This window comes from Psychrobacter sp. AOP7-B1-25 (assembly GCF_052376195.1).
Taxonomy (GTDB): domain Bacteria; phylum Pseudomonadota; class Gammaproteobacteria; order Pseudomonadales; family Moraxellaceae; genus Psychrobacter.
Map to the genome: position 1 here is coordinate 45,279 of NZ_JBQSVK010000008.1, position 25,590 is coordinate 70,868.

At 42.4% G+C, this 25,590-nt stretch carries 20 protein-coding genes; 10 read left to right on the top strand and 10 right to left on the bottom strand.

Translation table 11 applies throughout. The annotated features are described in order from the left end of the window. Nucleotides 1-34: 34 nt before the first annotated feature. Together glmM and pdxH are read left to right on the top strand one after the other, a co-directional pair. Nucleotides 35-1,402, top strand: coding sequence for a phosphoglucosamine mutase (gene glmM / locus ACT3QR_RS08280; RefSeq protein ID WP_444520874.1), 1,368 nt, complete (start codon nt 35-37; stop codon nt 1,400-1,402). A gap of 71 nt (nt 1,403-1,473) precedes the next feature. Next, nucleotides 1,474-2,145, top strand: a complete 672-nt coding sequence (gene pdxH, locus ACT3QR_RS08285; RefSeq protein WP_444520952.1) for a pyridoxamine 5'-phosphate oxidase — start codon at nt 1,474-1,476, stop codon at nt 2,143-2,145. 129 nt (nt 2,146-2,274) lie between these two features. Here pdxH and ACT3QR_RS08290 read toward each other — a convergent pair whose 3' ends face one another. The 7 genes from ACT3QR_RS08290 to ACT3QR_RS08320 form a co-directional block, all read right to left on the bottom strand. Further along, the gene (locus ACT3QR_RS08290) at nt 2,275-3,537 is read right to left on the bottom strand and encodes an HlyD family secretion protein (RefSeq protein ID WP_444520875.1); all 1,263 of its coding nucleotides are present in this window, start codon (nt 3,535-3,537) and stop codon (nt 2,275-2,277) included. A gap of 85 nt (nt 3,538-3,622) precedes the next feature. Then, nucleotides 3,623-5,311: an MFS transporter gene (locus ACT3QR_RS08295; protein WP_444520876.1), complete on the bottom strand. Its 1,689-nt coding sequence runs from the start codon at nt 5,309-5,311 to the stop codon at nt 3,623-3,625. Between the two features lie 390 nt (nt 5,312-5,701). Beyond that, entirely contained in the window at nt 5,702-6,331 is a 630-nt protein-coding gene (locus ACT3QR_RS08300) for a glutathione S-transferase family protein (protein WP_444520877.1), read from the bottom strand. Nucleotides 6,332-6,361: 30 nt separating this feature from the next. Further along, on the bottom strand, nt 6,362-7,039 hold the full coding sequence (locus ACT3QR_RS08305; RefSeq protein WP_444520878.1) for a type 1 glutamine amidotransferase domain-containing protein: 678 nt from the start codon (nt 7,037-7,039) through the stop codon (nt 6,362-6,364). A gap of 255 nt (nt 7,040-7,294) precedes the next feature. Beyond that, on the bottom strand, nt 7,295-8,344 hold the full coding sequence (locus ACT3QR_RS08310) for an NADP-dependent oxidoreductase (protein WP_444520879.1): 1,050 nt from the start codon (nt 8,342-8,344) through the stop codon (nt 7,295-7,297). Between the two features lie 168 nt (nt 8,345-8,512). Next, nucleotides 8,513-9,724: an iron-containing alcohol dehydrogenase gene (locus ACT3QR_RS08315; protein ID WP_444520880.1), complete on the bottom strand. Its 1,212-nt coding sequence runs from the start codon at nt 9,722-9,724 to the stop codon at nt 8,513-8,515. A 359-nt stretch (nt 9,725-10,083) separates the two neighbouring features. Further along, nucleotides 10,084-10,683 (bottom strand): TetR/AcrR family transcriptional regulator, encoded by a 600-nt coding sequence (locus ACT3QR_RS08320; protein WP_444520881.1) that lies wholly within the window; start codon nt 10,681-10,683, stop codon nt 10,084-10,086. A gap of 429 nt (nt 10,684-11,112) precedes the next feature. Between ACT3QR_RS08320 and ACT3QR_RS08325 the strand changes: the two genes are divergently transcribed. Next, nucleotides 11,113-12,591, top strand: a complete 1,479-nt coding sequence (locus ACT3QR_RS08325) for an aldehyde dehydrogenase family protein (protein ID WP_444520882.1) — start codon at nt 11,113-11,115, stop codon at nt 12,589-12,591. A 107-nt stretch (nt 12,592-12,698) separates the two neighbouring features. Here ACT3QR_RS08325 and ACT3QR_RS08330 read toward each other — a convergent pair whose 3' ends face one another. Next, on the bottom strand, nt 12,699-12,947 hold the full coding sequence (locus ACT3QR_RS08330) for a hypothetical protein (protein WP_057760515.1): 249 nt from the start codon (nt 12,945-12,947) through the stop codon (nt 12,699-12,701). Nucleotides 12,948-13,146: 199 nt separating this feature from the next. On the opposite strand from ACT3QR_RS08330, the gene ACT3QR_RS08335 reads away from it, so the two are divergent. The 4 genes from ACT3QR_RS08335 (at nt 13,147) to ACT3QR_RS08350 (ending at nt 17,098) form a co-directional block, all read left to right on the top strand. Further along, complete coding sequence (locus tag ACT3QR_RS08335) at nt 13,147-14,529, top strand: DASH family cryptochrome (RefSeq protein WP_444520883.1); 1,383 nt, start codon at nt 13,147-13,149, stop codon at nt 14,527-14,529. Nucleotides 14,530-14,598: 69 nt separating this feature from the next. After that, nucleotides 14,599-15,036 (top strand): DUF3429 domain-containing protein, encoded by a 438-nt coding sequence (locus ACT3QR_RS08340; RefSeq protein WP_444520884.1) that lies wholly within the window; start codon nt 14,599-14,601, stop codon nt 15,034-15,036. Between the two features lie 199 nt (nt 15,037-15,235). After that, the gene (locus ACT3QR_RS08345; protein ID WP_444520885.1) at nt 15,236-16,483 is read left to right on the top strand and encodes an NnrS family protein; all 1,248 of its coding nucleotides are present in this window, start codon (nt 15,236-15,238) and stop codon (nt 16,481-16,483) included. A gap of 99 nt (nt 16,484-16,582) precedes the next feature. Beyond that, nucleotides 16,583-17,098 (top strand): Rrf2 family transcriptional regulator, encoded by a 516-nt coding sequence (locus tag ACT3QR_RS08350; protein WP_444520886.1) that lies wholly within the window; start codon nt 16,583-16,585, stop codon nt 17,096-17,098. A 111-nt stretch (nt 17,099-17,209) separates the two neighbouring features. On the opposite strand, the gene ACT3QR_RS08355 is transcribed toward ACT3QR_RS08350, so the two are convergent. Further along, nucleotides 17,210-17,956, bottom strand: a complete 747-nt coding sequence (locus ACT3QR_RS08355) for a hypothetical protein (protein ID WP_444520887.1) — start codon at nt 17,954-17,956, stop codon at nt 17,210-17,212. A 207-nt stretch (nt 17,957-18,163) separates the two neighbouring features. Beyond that, nucleotides 18,164-19,108 (bottom strand): dienelactone hydrolase family protein, encoded by a 945-nt coding sequence (locus ACT3QR_RS08360; RefSeq protein ID WP_444520888.1) that lies wholly within the window; start codon nt 19,106-19,108, stop codon nt 18,164-18,166. Between the two features lie 512 nt (nt 19,109-19,620). Between ACT3QR_RS08360 and ACT3QR_RS08365 the strand changes: the two genes are divergently transcribed. The 3 genes from ACT3QR_RS08365 (at nt 19,621) to ACT3QR_RS08375 (ending at nt 25,272) form a co-directional block, all read left to right on the top strand. Then, complete coding sequence (locus tag ACT3QR_RS08365) at nt 19,621-20,811, top strand: MFS transporter (RefSeq protein ID WP_444520953.1); 1,191 nt, start codon at nt 19,621-19,623, stop codon at nt 20,809-20,811. 451 nt (nt 20,812-21,262) lie between these two features. Continuing rightward, nucleotides 21,263-22,933, top strand: a complete 1,671-nt coding sequence (locus ACT3QR_RS08370; protein WP_444520889.1) for a fatty acid--CoA ligase — start codon at nt 21,263-21,265, stop codon at nt 22,931-22,933. Nucleotides 22,934-23,250: 317 nt separating this feature from the next. Beyond that, nucleotides 23,251-25,272 (top strand): propionate--CoA ligase, encoded by a 2,022-nt coding sequence (locus ACT3QR_RS08375; protein ID WP_444520890.1) that lies wholly within the window; start codon nt 23,251-23,253, stop codon nt 25,270-25,272. Nucleotides 25,273-25,590 lie beyond the last annotated feature (318 nt).

A 25,590-nucleotide genomic window follows, 5' to 3' on the forward strand; every position in this document is an offset into this window, starting at 1 on the left:
TGGCCTTTTATTTTTTTGACTTGAGGAGCACATAATGAGCTATTTTGGCACTGATGGGATTCGTGGGAAATTTGGTGAATTACCAATTACACCTGATTTTATTTTGAAATTAGGCTATGTGACAGGGCTTGTTCTCATAGAAAAAAATGAAAATCCTACGCGTAAGCCAAGTGTGGTGATTGGTAAAGATACACGTTTGTCAGGCTATGTGATAGAAGGGGCGTTACAAGCAGGTTTTAATGCGGCTGGTGTTGACGTTTATATGCTTGGCCCATTACCAACTCCAGCGATTGCGCATTTAACTCGTAGCTTTAATGCAGATGCTGGTGTGGTTATCTCCGCCTCGCACAATCCTTATTATGATAATGGCATCAAGTTTTTCTCAGGCGATGGCAAAAAACTTACTGATGAGATGCAAACTGCAATCAACGATAAATTGACGGCAATTATGAATGACACTAATAGTGACGTTGCCATGATGCCTATTCTTGACCCTGCAAATTTAGGTAAGAACAACCGAATTAATGATGCAAAGGGTCGCTATATTGAATTTTGCAAAGGTAGCTTCCCTTATCAGTATGACCTCAGTCATTTGACAGTAGTGGTGGATTGCGCCAACGGTGCAGGTTATAGCGTCGCACCTAGAGTCATGCGTGAGCTAGGGGCCAATGTTATTGCCATCAATAATACGCCGGACGGTATCAATATTAATGCTGAATGTGGCTCTACTCATCCTGAAAGCTTACAAAATGCCGTGCTTGAGCACGAAGCAGATGTTGGTATTGCACTAGATGGTGATGGCGATCGTATCGTAATGGTTGATGAGACGGGTAAGCTAGTCGATGGTGATGGTATCTTATATGTGCTTGCTACCCAAGGTAAAACCAAAGCCGAAGGCGTAGTAGGTACGCTTATGAGCAACATGGGGTTAGAGCTGGCACTAAAAAATGCAGGCATTCAGTTTGCTCGCGCAAAGGTGGGTGACCGTTATGTGATGCAGGATTTAGAAGCAAATGGTTGGATATTGGGCGGTGAGCCATCTGGTCATATTCTTTGCTTAGATAAAAGTCGTACAGGGGACGCTATCATTGCTGGTTTGCAAGTACTGGCAGTCATGCAAGCTAGAGAGCGTGCGCTAAGTGAACTTGTTGAAGGTTTTGAAGTGCTGCCGCAAAAGCTAGTCAATGTACGCTTATCTCAAATGCAAGATCCATTTAAACATGAGGTGTTGGTTGCTGCTTTTAACAAGGCACAGGCAACGCTTGAAGGTCGAGGTCGTCTGTTGATACGTCAGTCAGGCACAGAGCCTATGATTCGTGTGATGGTAGAATCAGATGATGAAATAGAGTGCGATGTCATGGCTAATGACTTAGCTGATCTTATCAAGTCGGTACTAGGCTAATATGATTTCAGACAATAACTGGTATTTACAATAACAACATTATAGTTTTCAAATGAGGAACTGCCATGAGCATGGACTTTACCGACCAACGCCTCTCATACGAGAAAGGTGAGCTTGACCAACAGTCAGTACCAGCATCACCATTTGAGCTTTTTAAAGCTTGGATGAATGAAGCGTTAGCACAAAAGGTACAAGAGCCTTATGCAATGAGTTTAGCGACATGCGGCGCAGATAATAAGCCTAGCGTCCGCATCGTTTTACTACGCGAGATTACTGAGACAGGTATCATCTTTTATACCAATTACGAAAGCGCAAAAGGGCAGGATATAGCAGAAAATCCTAATGCCGAAGCATTATTCTTTTGGCATGAGCTTGAGCGTCAAGTTCGTATCAGCGGTAGTATCGCGAAGATTGATCCGGATAAGTCAGCTGCTTATTTTCAAAAACGCCCTCATGACAGTCAAGTAGGGGCTTGGGTCAGTCAACCGCAAAGTGGTGAAGTAGCCAATCGTGAAGTCATGCAGCAAACGTTTGAACAGCTGCAAAATGCACATCCTGACAGTGCTACCGTGCCAACGCCAGAGTTCTGGGGTGGGTATGAGATTACGGTTGAAAGCATTGAGTTTTGGCAAGGTCGAGCCAATCGGATGCATGACCGAATTGCGTATACGCAGAGTAGTAGCGACGATAGTGAAGGCAGTGAATGCCATACAAACTGGACAACCAAGCGTTTATTACCATAGTTGTTATCGTTTGAAATTATAGACGATACAAAACTAGAAAAGCCGCTCTAAACCCCATTTTTTGGTATCTAGAGTGGCTTTTTTACGTTAGCTGTTTATTTTATTGGGTATTATTTTTTACTTAAAATTTTACTTAATATCAGTATCGACATCCACTGAGACTGACATGCCAGGACGTAAGCGTGCCAGTTCAGGCTGATCTTGGTCTAGGTCGATGCGTACAGGAATACGTTGCGCAATTTTTATGTAGTTACCTGTCGCAGGGTTGGCTGCAGCAGCACTAAACTCGCTACCAGTCGCTGGCGAGATATTACTCACATGACCTGTAAATTTGGCACCGCCAAGTGCATCGACATGGATGGTTGCAGGCTCGCCGACTGCCATACTGGCTATTTGGGTTTCCTTAAAGTTTGCAATAATCCAGACGCCCTTTGGCACGATATACATGAGCTGAGTGCCCGCACTGACGTACTGTCCTTCCTTAACACTGACTTGGCTGAGCTGGCCAGATTCAGGTGCAGTAATAATAGTATTGTCTAGATTGATTTGCGCTTGCTTGACGCCTGCCTCAGCATTTTTGATATTTGCGTCCAGCGATGAGCGACTACCGCTAGTCTTTTCACGGTTCTCTTGGGCGGCTTGCAAATTGGCTTCTGCTTGCTGTACACCTGCTCGTGCTTGAGCTAATTGCGCCTTGATATGAGCAACTTCTGCTTTTGATACTGCACCAATAGCATCTAAACCTTGATAGCGATTTACATCTTCAAGTGTGCTTTCTACGTTGATTTTGGCACTATACAAATCAGCTCTACGTGCTTCGATTTGTGCTTGGCTGGTTTGCGTGTCTTGTTCATTAGTAGAGCGGTTAGTGACTGCCACCTCTGTATTCGCTTGCGCTTGTTCGAGCTGCTGCTGAAAGGTTCGATCGTCTATTTTTATAAGTAGGTCGCCCGCTTTTACATTGGCGAAGTCTTGCACCGCGACTTTGGTGACATAGCCAGAAACTTGCGGGCTAATGATAGTCGTCTGACCTTTGACAAAGGCATTATTGGTTTGTTGTACCGTTGGGGTAAATGGTGGAAGCTTCCATGCATACAAAATCAATGCCACACCAATGACAATCAATATGACCAATAAACCTAAATTCAAATAGGATTTTTTTTTGGGCGACCAGCGAGTAGTATCTGGTATTGGCTCTTTTGGTGGCATCGGTGTTTTATTGCTGTCTGAACTGTTTTTTGTATCGCCTTCTGTTGTCTCAGTTTCTGATTCCGAAGAGGTTACAGCAGACTCTTCTTTACTTGTGGCAGACGCTATAGTTGTGTCTGTTGCTGGAGCGCCAGTTGACGTCTGAGGTGTTTGATTAAGCTCATTTGGTTTTTCTTGGCTCACGACGTACTCCTAAGTTTTCAATAAATATTCAAATGGACTGGCTATAAACGAATGGGGTGAAACATTATTAATATAATAAGCTAAGTTATTTCTGCTCACGCATTTTTGCAATGACCGCAAGCTCTTTAGCCAGTGGATTACGCTTGTGGTAACGGTTGTAAAAATAATTAATCAATAAAATGATCGTAACGAAAGTCGCAAAACTGGCCATCAAAAAAAATAAATCGCTATAAGCGGAGACAGTTGCTTGGCGCTGAATCCCCTGCAACACTTGGCTCATTGCAGCCACATTCGCTTGGGCGACGTCCGTCGTTTGGTTTGACAACACATTACGAGTACCAGCAATTTGAGCGCTGAATGCAGGGTCACCCAAATTCAATGAGCCGACCATATCTGCATAATGTACTTGCGTACGAATGGTCGTAAATGCCTGAATAGCGGCTGCACCTGCCAATCCACCAACCGTTTGGGAAATACCAAAGATAACCGAAAAACTAATGATATAAGCAGGGCCACTGGCAATAGCTCGCAAAAATCCTTCAAAAACCAAAGGTCCCATGAAATACACTGCGGCAAATGCAATCAAAAATTGGCTAATATAAAACATGTAAGGAGCGGAATTAATAGACACTCCGACGTCCATCCAAGAACCTAAGGCAATCAGTGCCACTGCAAAAATAACGGGACGGCGTAAATCCATCGGATTGGTGCTAAAAATACTAATCACCAAAGCCAACACACTAGCAGCCACTATGACAGCATAAAAAGTAACTAACTGATCGTTGCCGTAACCCAAATTGGCAAGTAGACCTGCAGCACCAACGTTTTGTTCAGATAGCAAAATCCGCATGACTGCACCGGTAGTCATAAAGGCAATAATATTACGGCTACGCATCCAGCGGACTTGTAACATCGGGTTTTTTCGGTGAGTTTCAATCCATAGAGCGATGCTAATTCCAACAATAGCAATCATCAGTGGATAGACGAGCCAAGGCGTTGTCCACCATAAAACCCTACCTTGCACCAAAATAACCGCCAGTGCAGCCAAACCGCTCGCAAAAAAAGCAAAGCTTAAAAAATCGAGTTTCTCAAATACCTTTTCTGTATTGCCTGGTGGTAGCTCTAATATATTAATCAGCCCAAAACAAATCAGTGCTAAGCCAAGTTGAAATAAAAATAAATTTTCAAGCTGACCATCGATAGCGAGGTAGGGCGAGATAATTCGTGATAATGGAATACCAAACTGCACCAAGCCAAAACCCAGTATCAGACCACTAGTACGTTTGACGGTTGGCATACCTTGTAGGCAATAGAATAACCCTAATATGGTCATGCCACTTGCGACCATGCCGCTAAGTCCCCTTGCGACAATCTCTAGGTAATAGGGTTCAATTCTAATATTAAGTGTGTCTAATAGATGACTACTGATCAGCCACTGTAAACTTGTGGCAGCTAACAAAAAGAATAAGGTGACTTTACTGAAGAGTGACATGCCAAATTGTTGGCGAATTTTGTACAGCAGAACGGTGATACAGGCGTTGGTCATGTTGTAACTGACAGATATCCAACCACCTTCAGCTGGCGTTAAGCCCAGTTGGCCCTGAATCTGAGTAAGGTTCGCGACGAGTAGACCGTTTTGGAAGCTGGCAGTGAGACCAACGAAAATGCCAATCAGTAGATAAAATAATTTACGGCGTGCAGGATGATCAGGGTTGGCAGGAGAGCCCACCATTATCGGTTGTTCGTGGGGCTTAAACTGATATTCATTACTCATGGACGTACCGTAATCTGTATAAGGAAATAGAATGGCATAGAACAGATTCCAGACACAAAATCAGGTCAGTACGATGAAAGTTCATAGCTTATAAAGTAGGGAAGTTGCTAATAGAAATACTAGTCAAACTGGAAAGATAGCCCAAGAAATGCAGAGCGCATTTTATCATAACTTCTACAGCGTTTTTGTCATCACCGCGTAACTTATTGGCACTGCTGAATAAAAATATAATAGTGTTTTATGCAATATGACGAGTGGTACAACAGGCAAAAATTGCTATACGTATAAAAAACAGCTCTATACAGAGCTGTTTTTGTGTATCGAATAATTGTTTGATCAACTAGTACGTAGTATTGTGGCTAATACCGAGGTATCAACTAATACCAAATACTAAATCGATTCATCATATTTTGCTTCTAGCTGCATCGCACGCTGATAGCTATCAAGACTAGCCAGCTTCTCAGCATACTGTTTGATATGCGGGTAGGCGTCAAGTTTCTGACGCTTAGCAAGAATAATCAAGTCGAACGATAGCATAAAGTCGGCACCGCTTAGCTTATCACCCACGATAAACGATTTGCCTTCAACAGATGTATCCAGATACTTAAACAATCTGGTTTTTTCTGTCTCGATATAACCGTTCAAAAACTCATTATCATTGATGCCTGCTTTGTTAGTAAATAACTCAAGCATTAATGGCAACATAAGCGAGCTTTCTGCAAAATCAATCCACTGAAGATAATAGCCATAGTCTGAGCTATCTGTATCAGGGCGCAGACGCTCTGGCGCAAATCGTTCAATCAATAGCTCAGTGATAGCACCTGATTCAGCATAAATCTGTCCATCCATTTCGATAACCGGAGACTTACCGAGGGGATGTACAGCCTTTAGAGAATCTGGTGCCAAATGAGTCTTGGCATCGCGCTGATGACTAACCACTTCATAAGCAACGCCTAGCTCTTCTAAGAGCCATAGCGTACGTAATGAGCGTGATTGATTAAGATGATGTAAGCGAATCATGGTATCGACCTTATTGCGTAGTGGGTTTGACTAACCTTTAAGCTTCGCCATTAGACGCTTAGCAGCTTCTTCTGATGACGCAGGGTTTTGACCTGTGACCAGTAAACCATCTTCAACAACAAATGATTCCCAATCAGCTGCTTTTTCGTAGTTGCCGCCATTGGCCTTCAGTGCATCTTCTACCAAGAACGGTACCACATCTGTTAGGCCAACTGCGTCTTCTTCAGAGTTGGTAAAACCAGTGACTGTTTTGCCTTTTACCAAGTACTCGCCGTCAACTTTTACATTTTTAAGCGCTGCAGGAGAATGACAAACAAAAGCAACAGGCTTATCTTGCTTAACGAAAGTCTCAATCAGATTGATAGAGTTTTTATCTACTGCCAAGTCCCACAATGGGCCATGACCACCAGGATAAAATACTGAGTCAAAATCTTCAGCATTCATGTCAGCAAGTTTTTTGGTGTTAGCCAAATGCTCTTGAGCGTCTTTATCATCTTTAAAACGAGTCGTATCTTTGGTTTGCGTGTCTTCTGTATCACTACTAGGATCTAGTGGTGGTTGGCCGCCTGCTGGAGAGGCTAAAGTTACATTGACACCAGCATCTAGAAAAGCATAGTAAGGAGCAGCAAATTCTTCTAGCCAGAAACCAGTTTTCTTACCAGTATCACCTAAACGGTCATGAGAAGTTAGTACCATTAAAATATTCATAATTATCCTTGTTTATTATTTATCTGTTAGTGTCTATGTAGACAGCAATCATAATAGCCAACAGTCATGAGTTTGATGTTGCATCATTAGCTATTTTTACTTGATTAGCCTGAATGCAATCAATGACTGTTAGTATTATTCCTGCTTTGTAAGCAACTTTCAGTAGTAATATTAGCAATTTATGTTGTTAAGTAGTTATTCACAACGAATGCTAACTGTTAGTGGCTACTTAACTAGTGAATGTGTAACCAATAACTATTTAACATCAGATACTTTGATTACGGTTTTACCAAAGTTATCACCATTTAACATGCTGACAAATGCATCTGGGGCATTATCTAGACCATCAGTAATGTGCTCTTTGGTTTTTACTTCACCTGACTCTAGCCATTTGCTCATGGTTTCTAAAAACTTTGGGAAGTGGTCGCCGTACTCTTCAAAGATAATGAAACCTCTGACCGTTAGGCGCTGACTTAAGATAAGACCCATCAGCATACCTAGGCGATCTTTGCCATCAGGTAAATCAGTCGCATTGTACTGTGATACCAGACCACATACTGGAATACGAGCGTGGTCGTTAAGTAATGGCATCACTGCATCAAATACTTTGCCGCCAACGTTTTCATAGTAGATGTCAATACCATCTGGACATGCTGCTTTTAACTGCTCAGCAAAGTCATCAGCTTTGTGGTCGATACAGACATCAAAGCCTAGTTCATTGACCGCAAAGTCGCATTTCTCTTTGCCGCCTGCCACACCAACGGTGCGCAGACCATACTGGTTGCCCACTTGACCGACAGTGGCGCCTACAGGTCCAGTTGCTGCTGCTACGACCAAGGTTTCGCCTTTTTGTGGTTTACCGATATCAGTCAAACCCATATAACCAGTGAACCCTGGCATACCTAATACGCCTAAACCGTAAGAAGGGTTTGACATGTTTTTGTCCAGTTTCAGGACGCCTTCGCCATCACTGACGCTGTAGTCCTGCCAACCTGAGTTTGATACGACTAGGTCGCCTACTGCGAAGTTATCGATATTTGACTCGACCACTTGCGCCACGGTACCACCCATGATGACGTCACCGACTTCTAATGGGTCTGCATAGCTTTTTGCATCACTCATACGTCCACGCATATATGGATCTAGTGATAGGTAGACAGTGCGTAGTAGCATCTCGTTATCGTTTGGCGTTGGGATGTCGCTGGTTGCCATGTCAAAATTGTCAGCAGTAGGTTCGCCATTAGGACGGCTAGCCAATTTAATTTGACGGTTTGTTTGTTGATTCTGTTGTTTGTCGAAGCTCATTGTAGGACTCCTTTATATTTGTTAATTGTCATTATTATAGTGCGTTGATTATAGTAGTTACTTAGCACTCGACTAAGTAACTACTATAGATAGCATAACGATATGTACTTATTGTTACTGTCATGATTTTTCTTATAATTCTTCTGACAGTTCTTGCTATAGCGCTTATTAAGACGCTTTGCTAGTCACAGCACGCTGCAAGATACGACGTGACACTTCTAAGTCGTTGGTGCCATGTTCACCAAGCTTGACCATGTTATGCACTTCAAGCTGCTTGATGATTGGATCAATCGCTGATTCAGTCAAGTCAGCATCTTCTAGGCTAACTGGCAAGCCAAGCTCGCGGAAGAAATTTTCAGTGTAAACAATGGCTGTTTCGATGATAGCAGCGTCGTCTAGATCAGCATCGGTGATGTTCCATACGTTACGTGCATACTGAAGCAGTTTTTCTTTCTTGCTTTCTTTTAGCTCACGCATCACTGATGGCAATAAGATCGTTAGCGTACGCGCATGATCGATAGCGTGTAATGATGTTAGCTCATGACCAACCATGTGAGTTGTCCAGTCTTGTGGTACACCAGTACCGATCAGACCATTCAATGCCATGGTCGCCGTCCACATAATATTTTTACGTGTTTCTAGATTTTCTGGATCTTGTTTAACGACTAAGCCTTCGTCGATAAGAATCTTAAGCAAACTTTCAGCAAAGGCGTCTTGGACTTTTGCATTTACTGGATAAGTCAGATATTGCTCCATTACATGAACAAATGCATCAGCTACACCATTCATGACCTGACGTTCAGGCAAAGTAAGCGTTTTGACTGGATCTAGAATTGAGAATTTAGGGAAAGCAAGTAGGTTACCAAATGGTAGTTTTGCTTGACGTTCGCTATAGTTGATGACGCCGCCTGAGTTCATCTCAGAACCTGTTGCTGGAATAGTCAGTACAGCACCCAAGTCGATAGCAGAATCAATATTTTTGCAATAACCAATTAGGGCGTCCCAAGCCTTATCACGTGAGACAGTGCCATCCTCTTCAGTCAATGAAGAAACTAGTGCAATGAATTTACTGCCATCAATCACAGAACCACCACCAACTGCTAATAAGAAGTCGATGTTGTGTTCATTGACCATGTCAGCGGCCTTGAGTAGCGTCGTGAATTCTGGGTTGGCTTCAATACCACCAAATTCGAACACGGTACGGTTACCGCTTGCTGACAAGGCGTTTTTTACTTCGTCTAGCGTACCAGTACGCTGAGCTGAACCACCACCATAAGTAATAAGGACACGTGCATCAGTAGGGACTAAATCTGATAATTGCTCGATTTGACCTTCACCAAAAACGATACGAACTGGGTTGTAGTATTGGAAGTTATTCATAAAATGCCTATTTAGTAATAAAAATTGATTAGTAAAAACGATTCAATTAAGTTTTTTTGAAAATGGATATTGTTTGATACCAATTAATGAATGGTGAGCAATGCTCGTATAGACATTCATTCTTAATATTTGTGCGCATTGTACACCAATTAGACCAGTCGTCTAGTGATATTTACAAAACTATCGTATAACTGTTTAAGTGACATATAGATATCTTTGAGGAAATTGCTCGAGAAGAGAAAAGGGTAAGGCACACTGAGTACTTAAGCAGAGTTTTAATAACTGCTATCTATGGGTATTCAATGTGCCTTAATATTTACGTTAGAAGTGTGGTCGTCATAAATTTGAACGACTGGCTATTAGCGTCCCATTTGGGTCGTGGTCATCTGCCAAATTTCTGCCAAGGGAGTATTGGTTTGGCTAATCTTTGCAATCAAGCTTGCACCAAGCCACGCAAAATACCAACGCTTGGCCATACTCTCGGCTGAAAGGTTATCGTGGCGAGGTACAGATTCATCGAGCCAGCCAGCTTTGATCTGTGTAGCAAGCCACATGGTCGTCTGCTGATAACCAGTATCGAGTGCCTTACGCATGGTTTCTGACATATCGGCTACCTCTGCGCTGAGCTTAACCACCAAACATTTCTCGTGATCGCAGCCGTTCTGCTGGGTGTCATACCAGTTTTGAAAATAATCATATAGCTTCTGCTGCGCACTGACATCTTGTGAATCGATCACATCTAGGCGAGTCTTATATAAGCTAAAATAATGATTAATAATAGCTTCACCAAACGCTTCTTTAGAAGCAAAGTAATGGTAAAAAGAGCCCTTCGGCACACCTGCCGTATCTAAAATCTGTTTTAGACCCACAGCGGTAAAACCTTTTTTAGCAATTAATTGATAGCCAGTGGCTAGTAAATGAGCTTTAGTATCTGGTGTAGTTGCGTCTGTATTAGACATAAACAGGATTGTCTCCTTTGGTAGTCGCTTGTATTAGTATATGTATCAAATAGTCAGATGAATCGGTCAGCGGTCATTTGAAGGTCATGTTGATGGCATATTGTAATAGGATATTTTTATATATGTTACGTTTTATCAACAATATTCACTGACAAAATAGTCTTGTTTTATTAAAAGCTATGGTAGCATTAGACCAGTCGTCTAGCAAGGTAGGTTTTGTTGTTATCCGTTACCGTTAGTATTCATTGCTAAAGATCATTTTTGATTCAAGCGTCTTTGTAGTTAATAATGACTAATTGATAGTTCGATAACGATTTCAGATTTACCACTTGCCAGATATTTTCTCATTGAGATATCGCCGACTTAATAATTTTATTTTAATAACCGCAAACCAGTACTTAACATAACAAATTAAAAATAAGGATGATTATGTCAACCAATACTACTAGTGCATACAGTGACTTCCATTTGCAGTTCATCGCTGGCGAATGGCAAACCGGTAAAGATGATAGCACTAACACGGATACCAACCCATATAACGGCGATACGCTCGTAGAGATTCAGCAAGCGAACAAAGATCAGTTGAACGAAGCCTATGACGCTGCTACCAAAGCTCAAACAGCGTGGGCCAAGAAGACACCAGTAGAGCGTGCCGCAGTGTTATATAAAGTCGTAAACATACTTGATCAGCGCCAAGAGGAAATTGTTGATTGGCTAATTAAGGAGTCCGGTAGTACGCGTATCAAAGCCATGGTCGAGCTGAGTACAGCTCGTGCTATTACGTTAGAGGCCGCAACTTTCCCTAATCGTGTCCACGGTGAAATTCGTCCATCGAATACTCCTGGCAAAGAAAACTTCATTTATCGTGAGCCAATCGGTGTTGTCGCTGTCATTAGCCCATGGAACTTTCCGCTACATTTAACTCAGCGCTCTATCGCGCCAGCCTTAGCCCTTGGTAACGCAGTGGTACTCAAGCCTGCTAGTGATACCCCAGTGACAGGTGGTCTGCTATTGGCCAAAGTATTTGAAGAAGCAGGTCTACCAAAAGGTCTGTTAAACGTCGTAGTTGGCTCAGGCAGTGAGATAGGCGACGCAATCGTTGAGCACAAAGCGCCAAGTTTAGTATCGTTTACAGGTTCGACCTCAGTAGGTAAACACATCGGTGAATTGGCAAATGGTGGTGAATACATCAAACAAGTGGCACTTGAGCTAGGCGGCAACAGCCCATTTGTCGTACTAAAAGATGCTGATATCGAGCAAGCAGTAAAAGCGGCTGCTTTTGGCAAATTCCTGCACCAAGGTCAGATCTGTATTGCTATTAATAGAGTGATTGTAGAAGATGAGATATATGATGATTTTGTAGAGCGTTTCTTAGCGCACGTCAAAACATTGAATGTCGGTGATCCTAATAAGCAAGATACTGCTGTTGGCCCAATCATCAATGAAAAACAAGTTAAATCACTCAAAGAAAAAATCGCTAAAGCGCAGGAAGAAGGCGCGAAAATGATACTCAGTGGCGAGATTGAAGGTCAAGTAGTACCACCACATATCTTTACCGAAGTCACTCGCGAAATGGACTTATCACGTAATGAAGTGTTCGGACCGTTGGTTGGTATCATCCGCGCTAAAGATGAAGATGATGCACTGTCGATTGCCAATGACTCCATGTATGGTCTGTCTAGTGCAGTGTTCACTGCTGATATGCAAAAAGGTCTACGTTTCGCTCGCGGTATCAGAGCTGGCATGACCCATATCAATGACATCTCAGTCAATGATGAAAGCAATACGCCATTCGGCGGTGAGAAAAATTCAGGTATCGGTCGCTTTAACGGTGAATGGGTACTAGAAGAGTTCACTAGAACACATTGGATCTCAATGCAAAATGAGCCACGTGACTATCTATTTTAATTGTTCCAAATGACAATATAGTTAATAAAAAAGACCGCTTGGGTAGCGGTCTTTTTTTGTGTGAAATCAGGAAGTTTATAGAAACGTTATATCTGAAAAACAATCACTTATCTGGCATGAAAGCCAAGTAACCCTTCAATCTCTTCCATAGTCATGCGTCTGACCAATGCTTGCTCTTCTACTGACAAACGGTTGGTGTGTTCTTTTATCATCGTATGAATACTCCGCGATATCTCAGAGGTGGTCGCGTAATACATTTGAGGCTGTTCTTTCGTCAATCTCATCAAAAAACGATTAATAAGTTTACGTTTTTCATCTGATTTATTTTCTTCAGTCGTAGTATTATTTTGAGTCATGGTGTTCTCCTAAAGGTAAGCCGTGTAAGCAGTCAGACACATGAGAGTTGATGCTTATAAGTTATTTGTGGGGCTGAGCGCATTACCTTACAAGTATTAGGTTGGCATTAAAGTTGAATGCTAAGTGTTTTTTACACCTTATATGGTATTTAAAGATTAAAAATAATAAAACAGTGCTAAATAGCTAGAAGGATAGGGTATGTCAAATCAGACAGTGAACAACTTAGAGAACAATAATGTCACATTGGTATTATTTCATAATGACTTGCGAGTAGCGGACAACGAAACTTTGCTAAAAGCATCTGAGATATCCAATGATGGAGAGCTGCTATTGGTTTATGCTTCATCATTGACAGATACATTAGACAATAAAGACCATTATGATGCCTATCGTTATGAGGCTATAGGTCAAGCTCGTCAGCAGTTTCTACACGAGAGTCTAGCTGATTTAAATACTTCGCTGATGGAGCTTGGTAATAGGTTGCTCTATTTACAGAAAAGCGATGAAGCATTAGATGCCTTTACTCAGTTGAGTAATTTAATAGAACAGCAGCAAGTGACAGATGTCTGCATCAGTCAAACGGCAGATTATAATCAAAACAAAGTATATGACCTTCTGCAGGCGAAATATCCAGAGATACAATGGCATGTTCAAACAACAGCGACTTTATTTGACGAGTTGCCGCTAGAGAGTTTGCCCAAAAGCTTTACGCAATTTCGTAAACAAATCGAAACTGATTATGATTTGCTGCATGCAGAAAAAGATATAAATATTGACCCCATACCAGAATCACTCGCGCCATTGCCTGACAATATGCTGAGTCGGGACGAGTACTTTTTTGAATCGCAGTTGTTTAATCAGGCAGGGCTTGATAAATCATCACAGCAGCCATCTTGTTTTAGAGGTGGTGAGTCGAGCGGTCTCAAACACTTAAACACTTATTTTGACTCCGATGCACCTAGCACTTATAAAACCACTCGAAATGCACTTGATGACTGGACACATTCTACGAAGTTTTCCGCTTGGCTTGCAAACGGCTCGCTGTCTGTAAACACAGTATTGAACCGTCTACGTCGTTATGAGCGCGATATGATTGCAAATGACTCTACCTACTGGATATGGTTCGAGCTGCTGTGGCGTGAGTATTTTTATTGGTACGCTGTGAACCATCAGGAAAAATTGTTTTGGTTTAAAGGCATCAGTCAACGTACACCTTCGACTCAATTGGACGGAAATCTTTTAGTACAATGGAAAAGCGGTACGACATCGTATCCTATCGTAAACGCATGTATGAACCAACTGCGCATGACAGGCTATATGTCGAATCGTGGAAGACAACTGGTTGCAAGTTGCTTCATTCACGAGCTAGGCCTCGATTGGCGCTACGGCGCGGCTCACTTTGAGCAATATCTTATCGACTACGATGTCGCTAGTAACTGGGGCAATTGGCAATATCTGGCAGGCGTGGGTGCTGATCCAAGAGGATGCAGACAGTTTAATCTCGCCAAGCAAGCCCAGCAATATGATCCAAACGGTGAGTTTATCCGTCAATGGCAAGGTAACGTTCAAAAGAGCGATTAATGTACGTTGAAAGCTGCCATTGAACAGATGACAACTATTATTAGACTAATTACAAGATAGGTTCAAACAATGAAAAAGCCAAGTCCTTATCTAACTTTTGCAGGTGCGATTCCGTTTATAGCCTGCGCGTTTTTGCTAACGATAGACGTTGTTACCGTACCTGTACTTGGTTCAGTAGTCGATATATTGAGTGCTTATGGTTTAGTGATTGCATCGTTTATGGTAGGTGCACAGTGGGGCAATCATTTAGGATTGGCTGATGACAATGAATGGGCTATTAAGCTACCTATCTATAGCAATGTCATTGCGCTTGGCCTTTGGCTTGGCTTTTTAATCTTATCAGCCAGTAGTTTTATTTGGCTGCTAGTGATTGGCTTTATAAGCCTTTTAGTTATTGATTATGGACTTCATCGAGTGCGGATTATTAGCCACATATATTTTAAAGTGAGAAAGTATGTCACGGCAATAGTCGTCGTATCGTTAGTTGTTGCGGCATTGCAGTTGTAAATGAAAGTGACTTAATTATAGTTAAATATGAGCCAAGGTTCTTTCTATGTTTTTTTGCTTTAAACATTAATCTCAGAGACACCCAAACCTGATGTACTTAGAAATATCTAATATTTTGGTAGCTGTACTGCAAATTTATAACATTCATATAATATGAATGTTATAATTAAAGCATCTATACTCTTCTAAGAAGACGGCTATGCAATCTATCAAATTACCTAGCAAACCACCAAGCTCTCCGCATCCTATCCTCAATTTAAGCTTTCGCATATTTTTTAGTGCTGCGGCGCTATTCGCTGCCGTAACGATGTTGCTATGGGCGTTTGTGTTCACTGGTCACACGGATATCGATGCACAGGTTTTGAACCCGTTATACTGGCACGGCCATGAGATGGTGTATGGTTACGCCTTGGCAGTGGTTGCAGGGTTTTTACTGACCGCGGTCAAGACATGGACAGGGGTAATGATGCCGCACGGTTGTAAACTGCTAGGTATCTTTGTCTGTTGGTTGCTGGCGCGCCTAAGCTGGTTGTGCTTTGGGCTTGGTATAACGCTGACAGGTGATAGTATATCGTGGCTATATATAGCGGCTATTTTTGATATAGCGTTTGTCGTCTCGATGGCATATGTGATATGTCGCGCGGTATGGCAAGTTAAGCAGTATAAGCAAATGGGTATCTTGGCAAAACTGGCACTGCTGACTTTTGGCAATGGACTCTGCTATTGGAGTATTATCAATGCTGATATGAACACAACCAAGATAGGCATTTATCTGGGATTCTATTTAATCATTGGCTTGGTACTGACGATTGGTCGACGCGTGGTACCATTCTTTATTGAACGTGGTCTCGGTATGGGTACAGAAACGTCAGAACCTATTAAGTTACGTAATAGTAAAGTACAAGATATCGCAAGCTTAGCGTTTTTCTTGGCCTTCTTTATTGTTGATGTATTTTATCCAAATAAATATCTGCTGACGGTTACTGCGCTCGGTGTGGCAGTGATTAATATCATACGTCTAATAGGGTGGTATCATCACGGTATCTGGCAAAAGCCATTACTTTGGTCGTTGTATATTGCGTTTTTAGGCATGTGCTTGAGCTTCTTATTGTATGCATTACAGCCTTGGCTTGGTTATCCGCACAGCATCGCTATGCATGGACTGGCGATCGCTGGTGTTGGTATGATGACCTTAGCAATGATGACTAGAGTATCTTTGGGACATACGGGCCGCAGTATTCATCAACCGCCAAAAACGGTAAGCGCTATGTACGGTTTGATGGTCTTAGTATTTGTCAGCCGTGTCCTGCTGCCGTTAGTAGACATGGGTCATTACCTAATATGGATTATGATTGCGCAAAGTGCTTGGATTGCATGTTTTGTGCTATTTTGCATCAGTTATCTGCCCATGCTGGCACGTCCTCGGCCAGATGGATTATTTGGTTAAAACGTCCTAACGATATTATTTTCAAATACCATTACCAAAAACGTGACTTGCTTTGTTTGGCTTAATACATAAATTTTATAAAAATAGGAGCGCAAGTACATGCGACTGACCAATTATAGTGACTACGCGCTACGTTCATTGATTTATTTAGCTGTGAGACCAGATCCATCACTGCTGGCTAATATTAGCGATATTGCTGATAGCTATAGTATCTCCAAAAGCCATTTGACCAAGATTATTCATCAGCTGGGCCAACTCGGTTATATAGAAAGTGTGCGCGGCAAAAACGGTGGCATACGATTGGCGCGTACGCCTAAAGATATAAATTTGGGCGTATTGATCAAGCAAATAGAGCCTGATTTTAATCTGGTAGAGTGCTTTGCCGTACCAGCGTCTCACAAAGACAGTGAGCAGGGCGCTCATCAGACGGATTTGCCAGTGACGTTCATTGAGGAAGAAAAGAATAAATCACTAGGCTGTGTGGTTAGTCCAGCCTGTCAGCTAAAGAGCGTGTTTTTTGAAGCACTCACCGCATTTATTACTGTGCTTGAGCGTTATACATTGGCCGATATTATTAATAATGAAGATGAGTTGGCTACTTTGCTGCTCAGATAATCATGTGCTTTATAGATTCATTAGCCGAAAAAATGGGTCGCTATATTAGAGACATAGTAATAGCGACCCATTTTTATGTTTATCAAAAATACGTGTCTAAGATGCGAAAAACTAGGCGTTTTCTAGTTTTGGACGTGCTTTCTTAACAGCTTTTAACAATGCTTTTTCAAACCCGCCTTCTTCGAATTGCACAAGATAAGAATGGGCAGCACAGAAATTGCGAACGTCACGCCATTCATGGGCCAGATTGGTCGCCCAGTCGCAATATTTCGCGCCAGCGTCTGGTTCATTTTTCAATGCTTTTTTGGTCGTAGGGTGCAATATCAGCTCAGGTAGTACAGATTCTAGTAACTTCGTTGGTGGACTCATGAAAGTATCATCTACGTGCAAGCTTTGACTGGCAGGATGATAGGCCAACAAAGAACCTGCATGAATCATCTCATTGGGTGAAATATAATAGACACCTTCCGACATTGAAAACTTAAGTTCAGGATAGCGTGCAGCGACTGCATCGCTCTCTACCAAGTCGTCTGCCCAATTGATTTCTGGTACTTTTTTATGATGACGGCTACTGCCATAGAATGTGGCTTGCGGAAAGTCTTTGGCCATTTGAGCACAGCTGACTGTATGAAACGGATGTATGTTAAGGACAGCTTCGACATCTTGACCATTGTTGGTCAGTGCCATCACCTCATCTCGAACATCACCTGTTAGGGCGTAACTGTCCAAAAAGATAAATTTTCCTGACGGTAGCTTGACCAGCGAGCATTGAGTACCGATATTTAGCACACCACCGATACGGAATGATCCGCGTATATTCCAAAATCCTGCACCTAAATCATGAATATGATCAGTCATAAATATTGCTCCTTAATGGTTTATTCAATTATTTTAATTATTCGTATATAACGCTCTATTATTATTGATTTTTATGGCAGTAAAGTCTGTAAGAAAAAAGATAGAAGCAATGTAAATGTGTAAAAACAAAAAAGAGTTGTTATTCAAATGTCATTATTAACAGTGAAGACTATCAGTCTTTCCTTTTGTAAGTAGGTCAAAACCAGCTTATAAACAACCTTCGTAATCATAGGCTGAGATACGAGAGTCATCTTTATAATTCTCATTGCCACATACAAATTTATCGAAACGGGTATCATCGTTAATATAACGCTGCATCCATGCGATGGCAGGCTTGCTCAATAGTTTCTCGTTAAAACGATGGCTGGCGCAGAAATGACTACCGTTGTTAATCTCGACCTTCATTTTTGGACCGTCGGCTTTTTGATAAAAGGTGTTGGTATGTTTTTTATTGGGGGCGATACGGTCATTTTCACAAGCAATGAATAGAGCAGGCGTATTCATCGCACCATAGTTTTTATCATGATAGGGCGTTTGTGCAATGATAGCTTGCACCGTACTGCGCTTAGTTGCCAGTCGTAGCGCACCGCCGCCACCCATTGACCAGCCAATAGCACCCAAACGATTTGGATCGATCATGTGACTTACTGTGTCATCATCGATGAGATGATCGAGAGCGGCGCTCAATTGTTCAGCACGGCTATCTGGATTGTCGTAAATGGAGCTGGTATTAATGGTAATAACGATAAATCCCCAAGAGGCCAAACGCGGTCCCCACCATTTAATAGAAGATTCATAAGACACGTAACCTGGCACCACAGCGATAACACCTAGCAGACCACAGTTACCAGCATCCGTTGGGTAGTGTATGGTACCGCCACCAAAGCCATTGGCTGATTGGCGACTCACGTGTTTGGTACTCACAGAAAATGGCCCATTATCACGCGTTCTTGTGAGCCCACTATCGGTGATGGTGTCATCTTTTATACAGTCTACTGCGGCTAATGGTTTCGTAGAACTAAATATCGGTACGACTGGACTGAGACTTTTAATACTAGTTTCGGACACAGTGACTTCAGCCACAGCTATCGTAGAGAAAATCAATGTACATATCGCGATAATAAGTTTTAAAAACACCATATTTTTCATCATAGTAAATTTTATTCTAAAAGATCGTGTAGTCGTGCATGTCTCTAAGCTGGAAAGGCTGGACGTAGGTAGTCCTTGTTATTAATCGTTAAAGCAGTTACGTGCTTAGTAGGTACGTAAATAGTATTTAACCATACTATCTTGTATATGCGATAAACGTAACATTGATATTGACCTTGCGAGTCGAAAGCTGTCTTCACCGTCTCAAGTCGAAGTGTGATTTCTAGTCAAGTTTTTCTACAATAAGATCTAGCCTCAACAAAGCATTTATCAAACGGTAATAACACTTTTAAACCTGAGTATATTGGCGAATGTGCTAACATGATTTTCTTGTCGTTATGATGAGCATTTATCGTTTAATAACCGTGCTTTCACCTCATATATTGAGCACAAATATACGTTATACCTCTCTATCATCCACGCCAGTGACAGTTAATATTTACAGTCATGGTATAACCAATATAGTCAGATCCCCTGTGAATCATTCTAAAGATCAAATCCAAGATATAGCAGCTGTGCCACCTGTTCCCTCCAATCATTCAACGTCGTGGATATTGAAGCTTACAATCGGTCTGATAGGTATGTTTGCTTTTTTGCAAGTGTATTCTATTCAGGCGGTATTGCCAGTCATGATGGTGGACTTCGCTGCGACTGAAGTACAAGCCGGCATGATTGTTGGTGCCACTGTGTTAGCAATTGCGATTATGTCACCCTTTCTGGGTATGCTCTCAGATGCAGTCGGGCGCAAGCCCTTTATCGTTGGCGCTCTATTATTTTTAGCGATACCAACAGCACTCATTGCTCAGAGCTCTAGTATTGGCTGGGTCGGGTTGTGGCGATTTATGCAAGGATTGTCTGTACCGGGTATTACAGTGGTGACAATTGCCTATATCGGTGAGGAGTTTGAGGGGCGGGCAGTAACTGAGCTGATGTCCTTTTATGTGTCAGGCTGCGTGTTTGGTGGCTTTATGGGGCGGTTTTTGCTGGGGCATTTACATGAGCTGATAGGCTGGCGTGATGGCTACTACGTCATGACGGTGATGACCTTGCTAGGTGCGATATGGGTCGGCAAGATGCTACCATCGTCTCGTCATTTTGTGGCCAATCCTAATTTTCGCTCAGCGATACAGACGCTAGGCGAGCATCTAACCAATCGCTATGTCGTTACGTCTTGTCTGCTTGGTGCTTGCGTGCTGTTTTCACTGGTAGGTTGTTTTACTTTTATCAATTTACATCTGGCAGATGAGCCATATAAGCTAACAACTGGGGCACTTGCTAATATCTTCGCAGTGTATTTATTGGGCGTTGTTATCACACCATTGTCTAGCACATTGCTACGTCGGTTTGGCTCGGCGCGTACGGTCCGTGTCGCCATTGTGGTGTCGATGATAGGCTTGTTATTGACCTTGGTCACGCCTTTGTGGGGGGTGGTAATAGGACTGGCAATTATGTCCTCAGGTGTGTTTGTTACCCAATCAGCGACCATCAGTTATATCGCAGTCAATGTAAAAAAAGGACGCTCATTGGCATCAGGTTTATATTATATGGGCTACTATACAGGTGGTACGCTAGGGGCGTGGCTGTGCGGCATGGCTTATGCGCGAGGGCAGTGGAAATTGACAGTAGGATTCTTAGCACTTGTACAGGTACTGGCGTTATTAGTGGCGTTTTTTGGTATGGTTAAAACAACAGTACATGCGAAGTGATTGACTGTCTTATAATACTTACTGTAAGACCGCTTTACACAGCGCCGCTTTTTTCTTACTATCAATAAGGATGTTAGGGTCTGTTGAACATTCAAATATTAGGGCTGCTGATTGCTAAAATTGCATCAAACTAGGCGCAAGCCGACGATAATGTCGAGACCTTAGCTAGGCTTACAACAACGTTTGGGGTGATTTTAGCATCAGCCTTTTAGGGTAGTACTATTTTTCGCCGATGTATGGCGAAAATTGTTTCACCTAGAACGACTATGCGTCAAAAATTTCATTGCACCTTGTCTAAAAAATAGTGACTGCCAGCACCACATTTAAATGTTCAACAGACCCTATCGCATTATAAAAATTAGAATAGTGAGCGCAGTAGGCTTTATACTGCTCTTAACTTGATTATTGTCATTTATCCCTTATAAGTACGACAAACAAGGAAGTCAAATCTATGTCAAACATTTATCACAGTGCACCATCTGCCTACGATTACCCATTATTGGTCAAGCAGTTATTAAGCCGTGCCAAAACGGTATCGCAAGATCAAGAGATTGTTTATGCGGACAAAAAGCGCCTGACTTATAAAGAGCTATTTGAGCGCATCAACCGCTTGGCCAATGTATTGGCAGACTTAAAGCTTGATGCAGGTGACGTGGTCGCTGTGATGGACTGGGACAGTCATCGCTATCTCGAGTCTTATTTTGCTGTACCAATGTCAGAGTACGTTTTACAGACCGTTAATATTCGCCTATCACCCGAAAAGATTCTCTATACCATCAACCATGCAAAGCCTAAAGTGCTTATGCTCAACTCTGAGTTTGCACCATTGGTCAAAGACTATCAGTTTGAGAACTCAAGCATCGAGCATATTATCTGGCTTGATGACAACGGTGTTACTGCTGAAGGTATCTTTGGTAGTAATCAAAGCCGTGTTACAGGCGAGTATGAAGCGCTGCTAGAAGCTGCTAATAGCGACTTTGATTTTCCAGATTTTGATGAAAACACCATCGCGACGACTTTTTATACGTCTGGTACGACCGGTGATCCAAAAGGGGTTTTCTTTAGCCATCGCCAGCTAGTTCTCCATACACTAGCAGAAGCGGCAACTTTGGGTATGCTGCCTGATAAGCAAGGCGTGAGCTATGGTGATGTCTATATGCCGATGACGCCAATGTTCCATGTACATGCATGGGGCTTCCCATTTACAGCGACGATGGTGGGTCTAAAGCAAGTCTATCCGGGTCGCTATGCACCTGACACGTTGATGGATTTGATTGTCAATGAAAAGGTCAGTATCACCCATTGTGTGCCAACGATTTTGCAAATGGTACTCCAAGAAGCTCAAGATCGCGATGTCAGTTTCAATGGTCTAAAAATGATTATTGGTGGTTCAAGACTGACCGAAGGTCTAGCCAAAACAGCGATGGCACAAGGTATTGAAGTCTATACGGGCTATGGTATGTCAGAGACCGCGCCGCTTATTAGCTTGACAGGTTTTAGTCTCGATGAGCCTGAAATGACCGAAGAGGAAGACATTGCCCGTCGTTGTATGACGGGTAAGCCAGTACTTATGGTTGATGCTCAAGTATGGGGTGAAGGAAACAAGTCAGTGGGAACAGGACCAGAAAATACAGGCGAGTTGGTATTACGGGCGCCTTGGCTGACCCAAAGCTATCTTAAAAACGACGACGCTGGCAAGGAGCTGTGGGAAAATGGCTATATGCATACCCAAGATATCGCTTACCTACGTCCTGATGGTTACATTAAAATCACCGATCGCTTAAAAGACGTAATCAAATCAGGTGGCGAGTGGATTTCATCACTAGAGATTGAAACCATTTTATCACTGCATCCGTCAGTAGCTGATGTGTCAGTGATTGGCGTGCGTGATAAGCAATGGGGTGAGCGTCCATTGGCTCTGGTTGTATTAAAGGCTGATGCTCAAAATACCAGTGCTGATGATATCAAAGCGATTGCAGAAAAAGCAGTAGAGCGCGGTATCATTCCTAAGTATGGGGTGCCAAGCCAGTTTAAGTTTGTTGATGAACTACCAAAAACCTCTGTTGGTAAACACGATAAAAAGGTTATGCGTGAAATGTACGCCAATCAAACTGAGATTTAGTTTCAGCTATACTTTCAAATATTTGTATTCGTTAAAACGTTAAAATGTAGTGCGTATTACACGCTTAATAGTTGACCTTTCTGATAGGCTCTGCTACATTTTAAACCGATACGTATTGTATCGGTTTTTCAATTCTGGCAAGGATGACCAGTATTTATTAAGACATGGTTTTTTATAGTTGAAGCATTTTAGAGTTGGTATTAGCTAGCTGTACGCAAATAGTGCAGTGTGCGAAGTGAATACCGTTATAACTTATTGAGTGCCTTGACTATAAAGTGCTACTGCCTCATTTCTCGTTTATGCTAAGGACAGCTACTATGAGCGACTATTCCCAATCCCCAGTTTCTACCCAAATGACAGACACCCCACAATTCGCTGATATTTATCATGAGTCTATTACGGATCGAGAGCAGTTTTGGACGGAGCAGGCGAAGCGTATCTATTGGCATAAAGAGCCTGAGCAAATTTTAGATGACAGTAATCTGCCTTTTGCCAAATGGTTTGTCGGTGGCGAGACCAATCTTTGTTATAACTGTGTCGATCGTCATCTAGCAGACCGCGCAGAGCAAGATGCTTTTGTGTGGGTGTCATCAGAGATTAACCAAGAATTGATAGAAACCTTTCCAGCGGTCGTTGATTCGTTTAAAGATTTAGGCAACAACGTTGAGTTTTATACGGACTATACTAAGCGTCGTCTGACCTATAATGACTTATATAAAGAAGTTAATTACTTTGCCGATGTGCTACAGCGTCACGGTATTGGTAAGGGTGACCGTGTCATTATTTATATGCCGATGATATTAGAAGCGGCTTATGCTATGCTGGCTTGTGCTCGTATTGGTGCCGTTCATTCAGTTGTATTTGGCGGATTTGCTGCACATAACTTAGCTATCCGTATGGACGATGCTGAGGCCAAGATGGTCATTACGGTAGATGCCGGACTACGTGGCGGTAAAATCGTCAATTATAAAAATCTGGTCAATCAAGGCGTCGAGCAAGCGACTGTCAAGCCAGAGAATGTGCTAGTGGTCAACCGCGGTATATTACCATTTGAGCCAAAAGCGATGGATGTTGATTATGCAGCTGAGCGTCGTCAGAGCTGTGAGGCCAATGCGGTCGTAGAGCCAGTTTGGCTAGAGTCAAACACGCCATCTTACCTGCTTTATACTTCTGGTACTACTGGTACACCAAAGGGGGTGCAGCGTGATACAGGTGGTCATGCTGTATCATTAACGACATCGATGGACTATGTCTATGATGGAAAGGCTGGCGAGACGTTCTGGGCGATATCTGATATTGGCTGGGCTGTTGGGCATTCTTATACAATCTATGCACCGTTACTAGCAGGTATGACCAGTGTTATGTATGAAGGCTTGCCGCATACGCCAAACCCTGGTATCTGGTGGCGTATTGTCGAAGCGAATAAAGTTAATATCTTATTCACCGCACCCACAGGCGTGCGCATGCTTAAAAAACAAGACGAAAGCTGGATGACACGCTATGATGTGTCTAGTGTGAAGTCATTCTTTTTAGCAGGTGAGCCGCTTGATGAATCAACAGCCAATTGGTTGACTCAGCATTTAGGCGTGCCAATTTTGGATCATTATTGGCAAACAGAGTCTGGGTGGCCAATCTTGAGCCATACACCAAAATTCGACCATAAACCGCACAAGCAGGGATCACCTGGTTACCCGATGTATGGCTATGAAGCGCATGTCATCAATGAGGAAACGGGCGATCCTTGTCAAGCTGGCGAAAAAGGGTTGCTCGCCATTAAAGCGCCATTACCGCCTGGTTGTCTTACTACGGTATGGCGCAATGATGAGCGTTTTATCAGCAGCTATTTTGGTCTGTTTGACGGTCAGCAGTACTCAACCTCGGACTATGCAGTGACAGATGAAGAGGGTTATTTCTATATCTTGGGGCGTACCGATGATGTGATTAATGTCGCAGGACATAGAATAGGCACACAAGAGATCGAAGAGGCCATCAGTATGCATTCAGAGATGGCAGAGTGTGCTGTAGTAGGCATTCAAGATGAGCTAAAAGGCGAGTTACCTATTGCATTTTGTGTCCTAAAAGACCAGACACAAATTGAAACCACCGAAAACCGTTTCCGTATCGAGCAGCAAGTGATAGGCGCTGTCGTCAAATCTTTGGGCGGTATCGCCCGACCAGCCGCTATCTATTTCCCGCAGGCGCTACCTAAAACTCGCTCTGGCAAAATATTACGTCGCTCAATTCGTGCTCTAGCAGAAAATCAGCCAACAGGAGATATGTCAACGCTTGATAATCCAACCGCTATCGATGCGATCAAGCAAGCAATGAAAGACTATTGATTGGTGAAAATTAGCGCCATATAAACCAGTGATGGTATTAATTGCACCCAAAAGATAGATTAATTCTAAAAAGCTCATGAGCAATCATGGGCCTTTTTTGTTTCTGTTATTTAGATAATTTTTATAGAAAAATGTGCTACCAAAATAAACTTAGATAAAATTTTGATAAAGCGCTTGACCGTAAAAATGGTTTATTGTTATAGTCAATAACGATACAAAATAAATCATTTTAAAATTTAATTTTTGACAATGTTTTATAGATAAATACTCATCGCTTTTATTTTTTCATGAATATCTAGGTGCCGTTACACGGTAGTC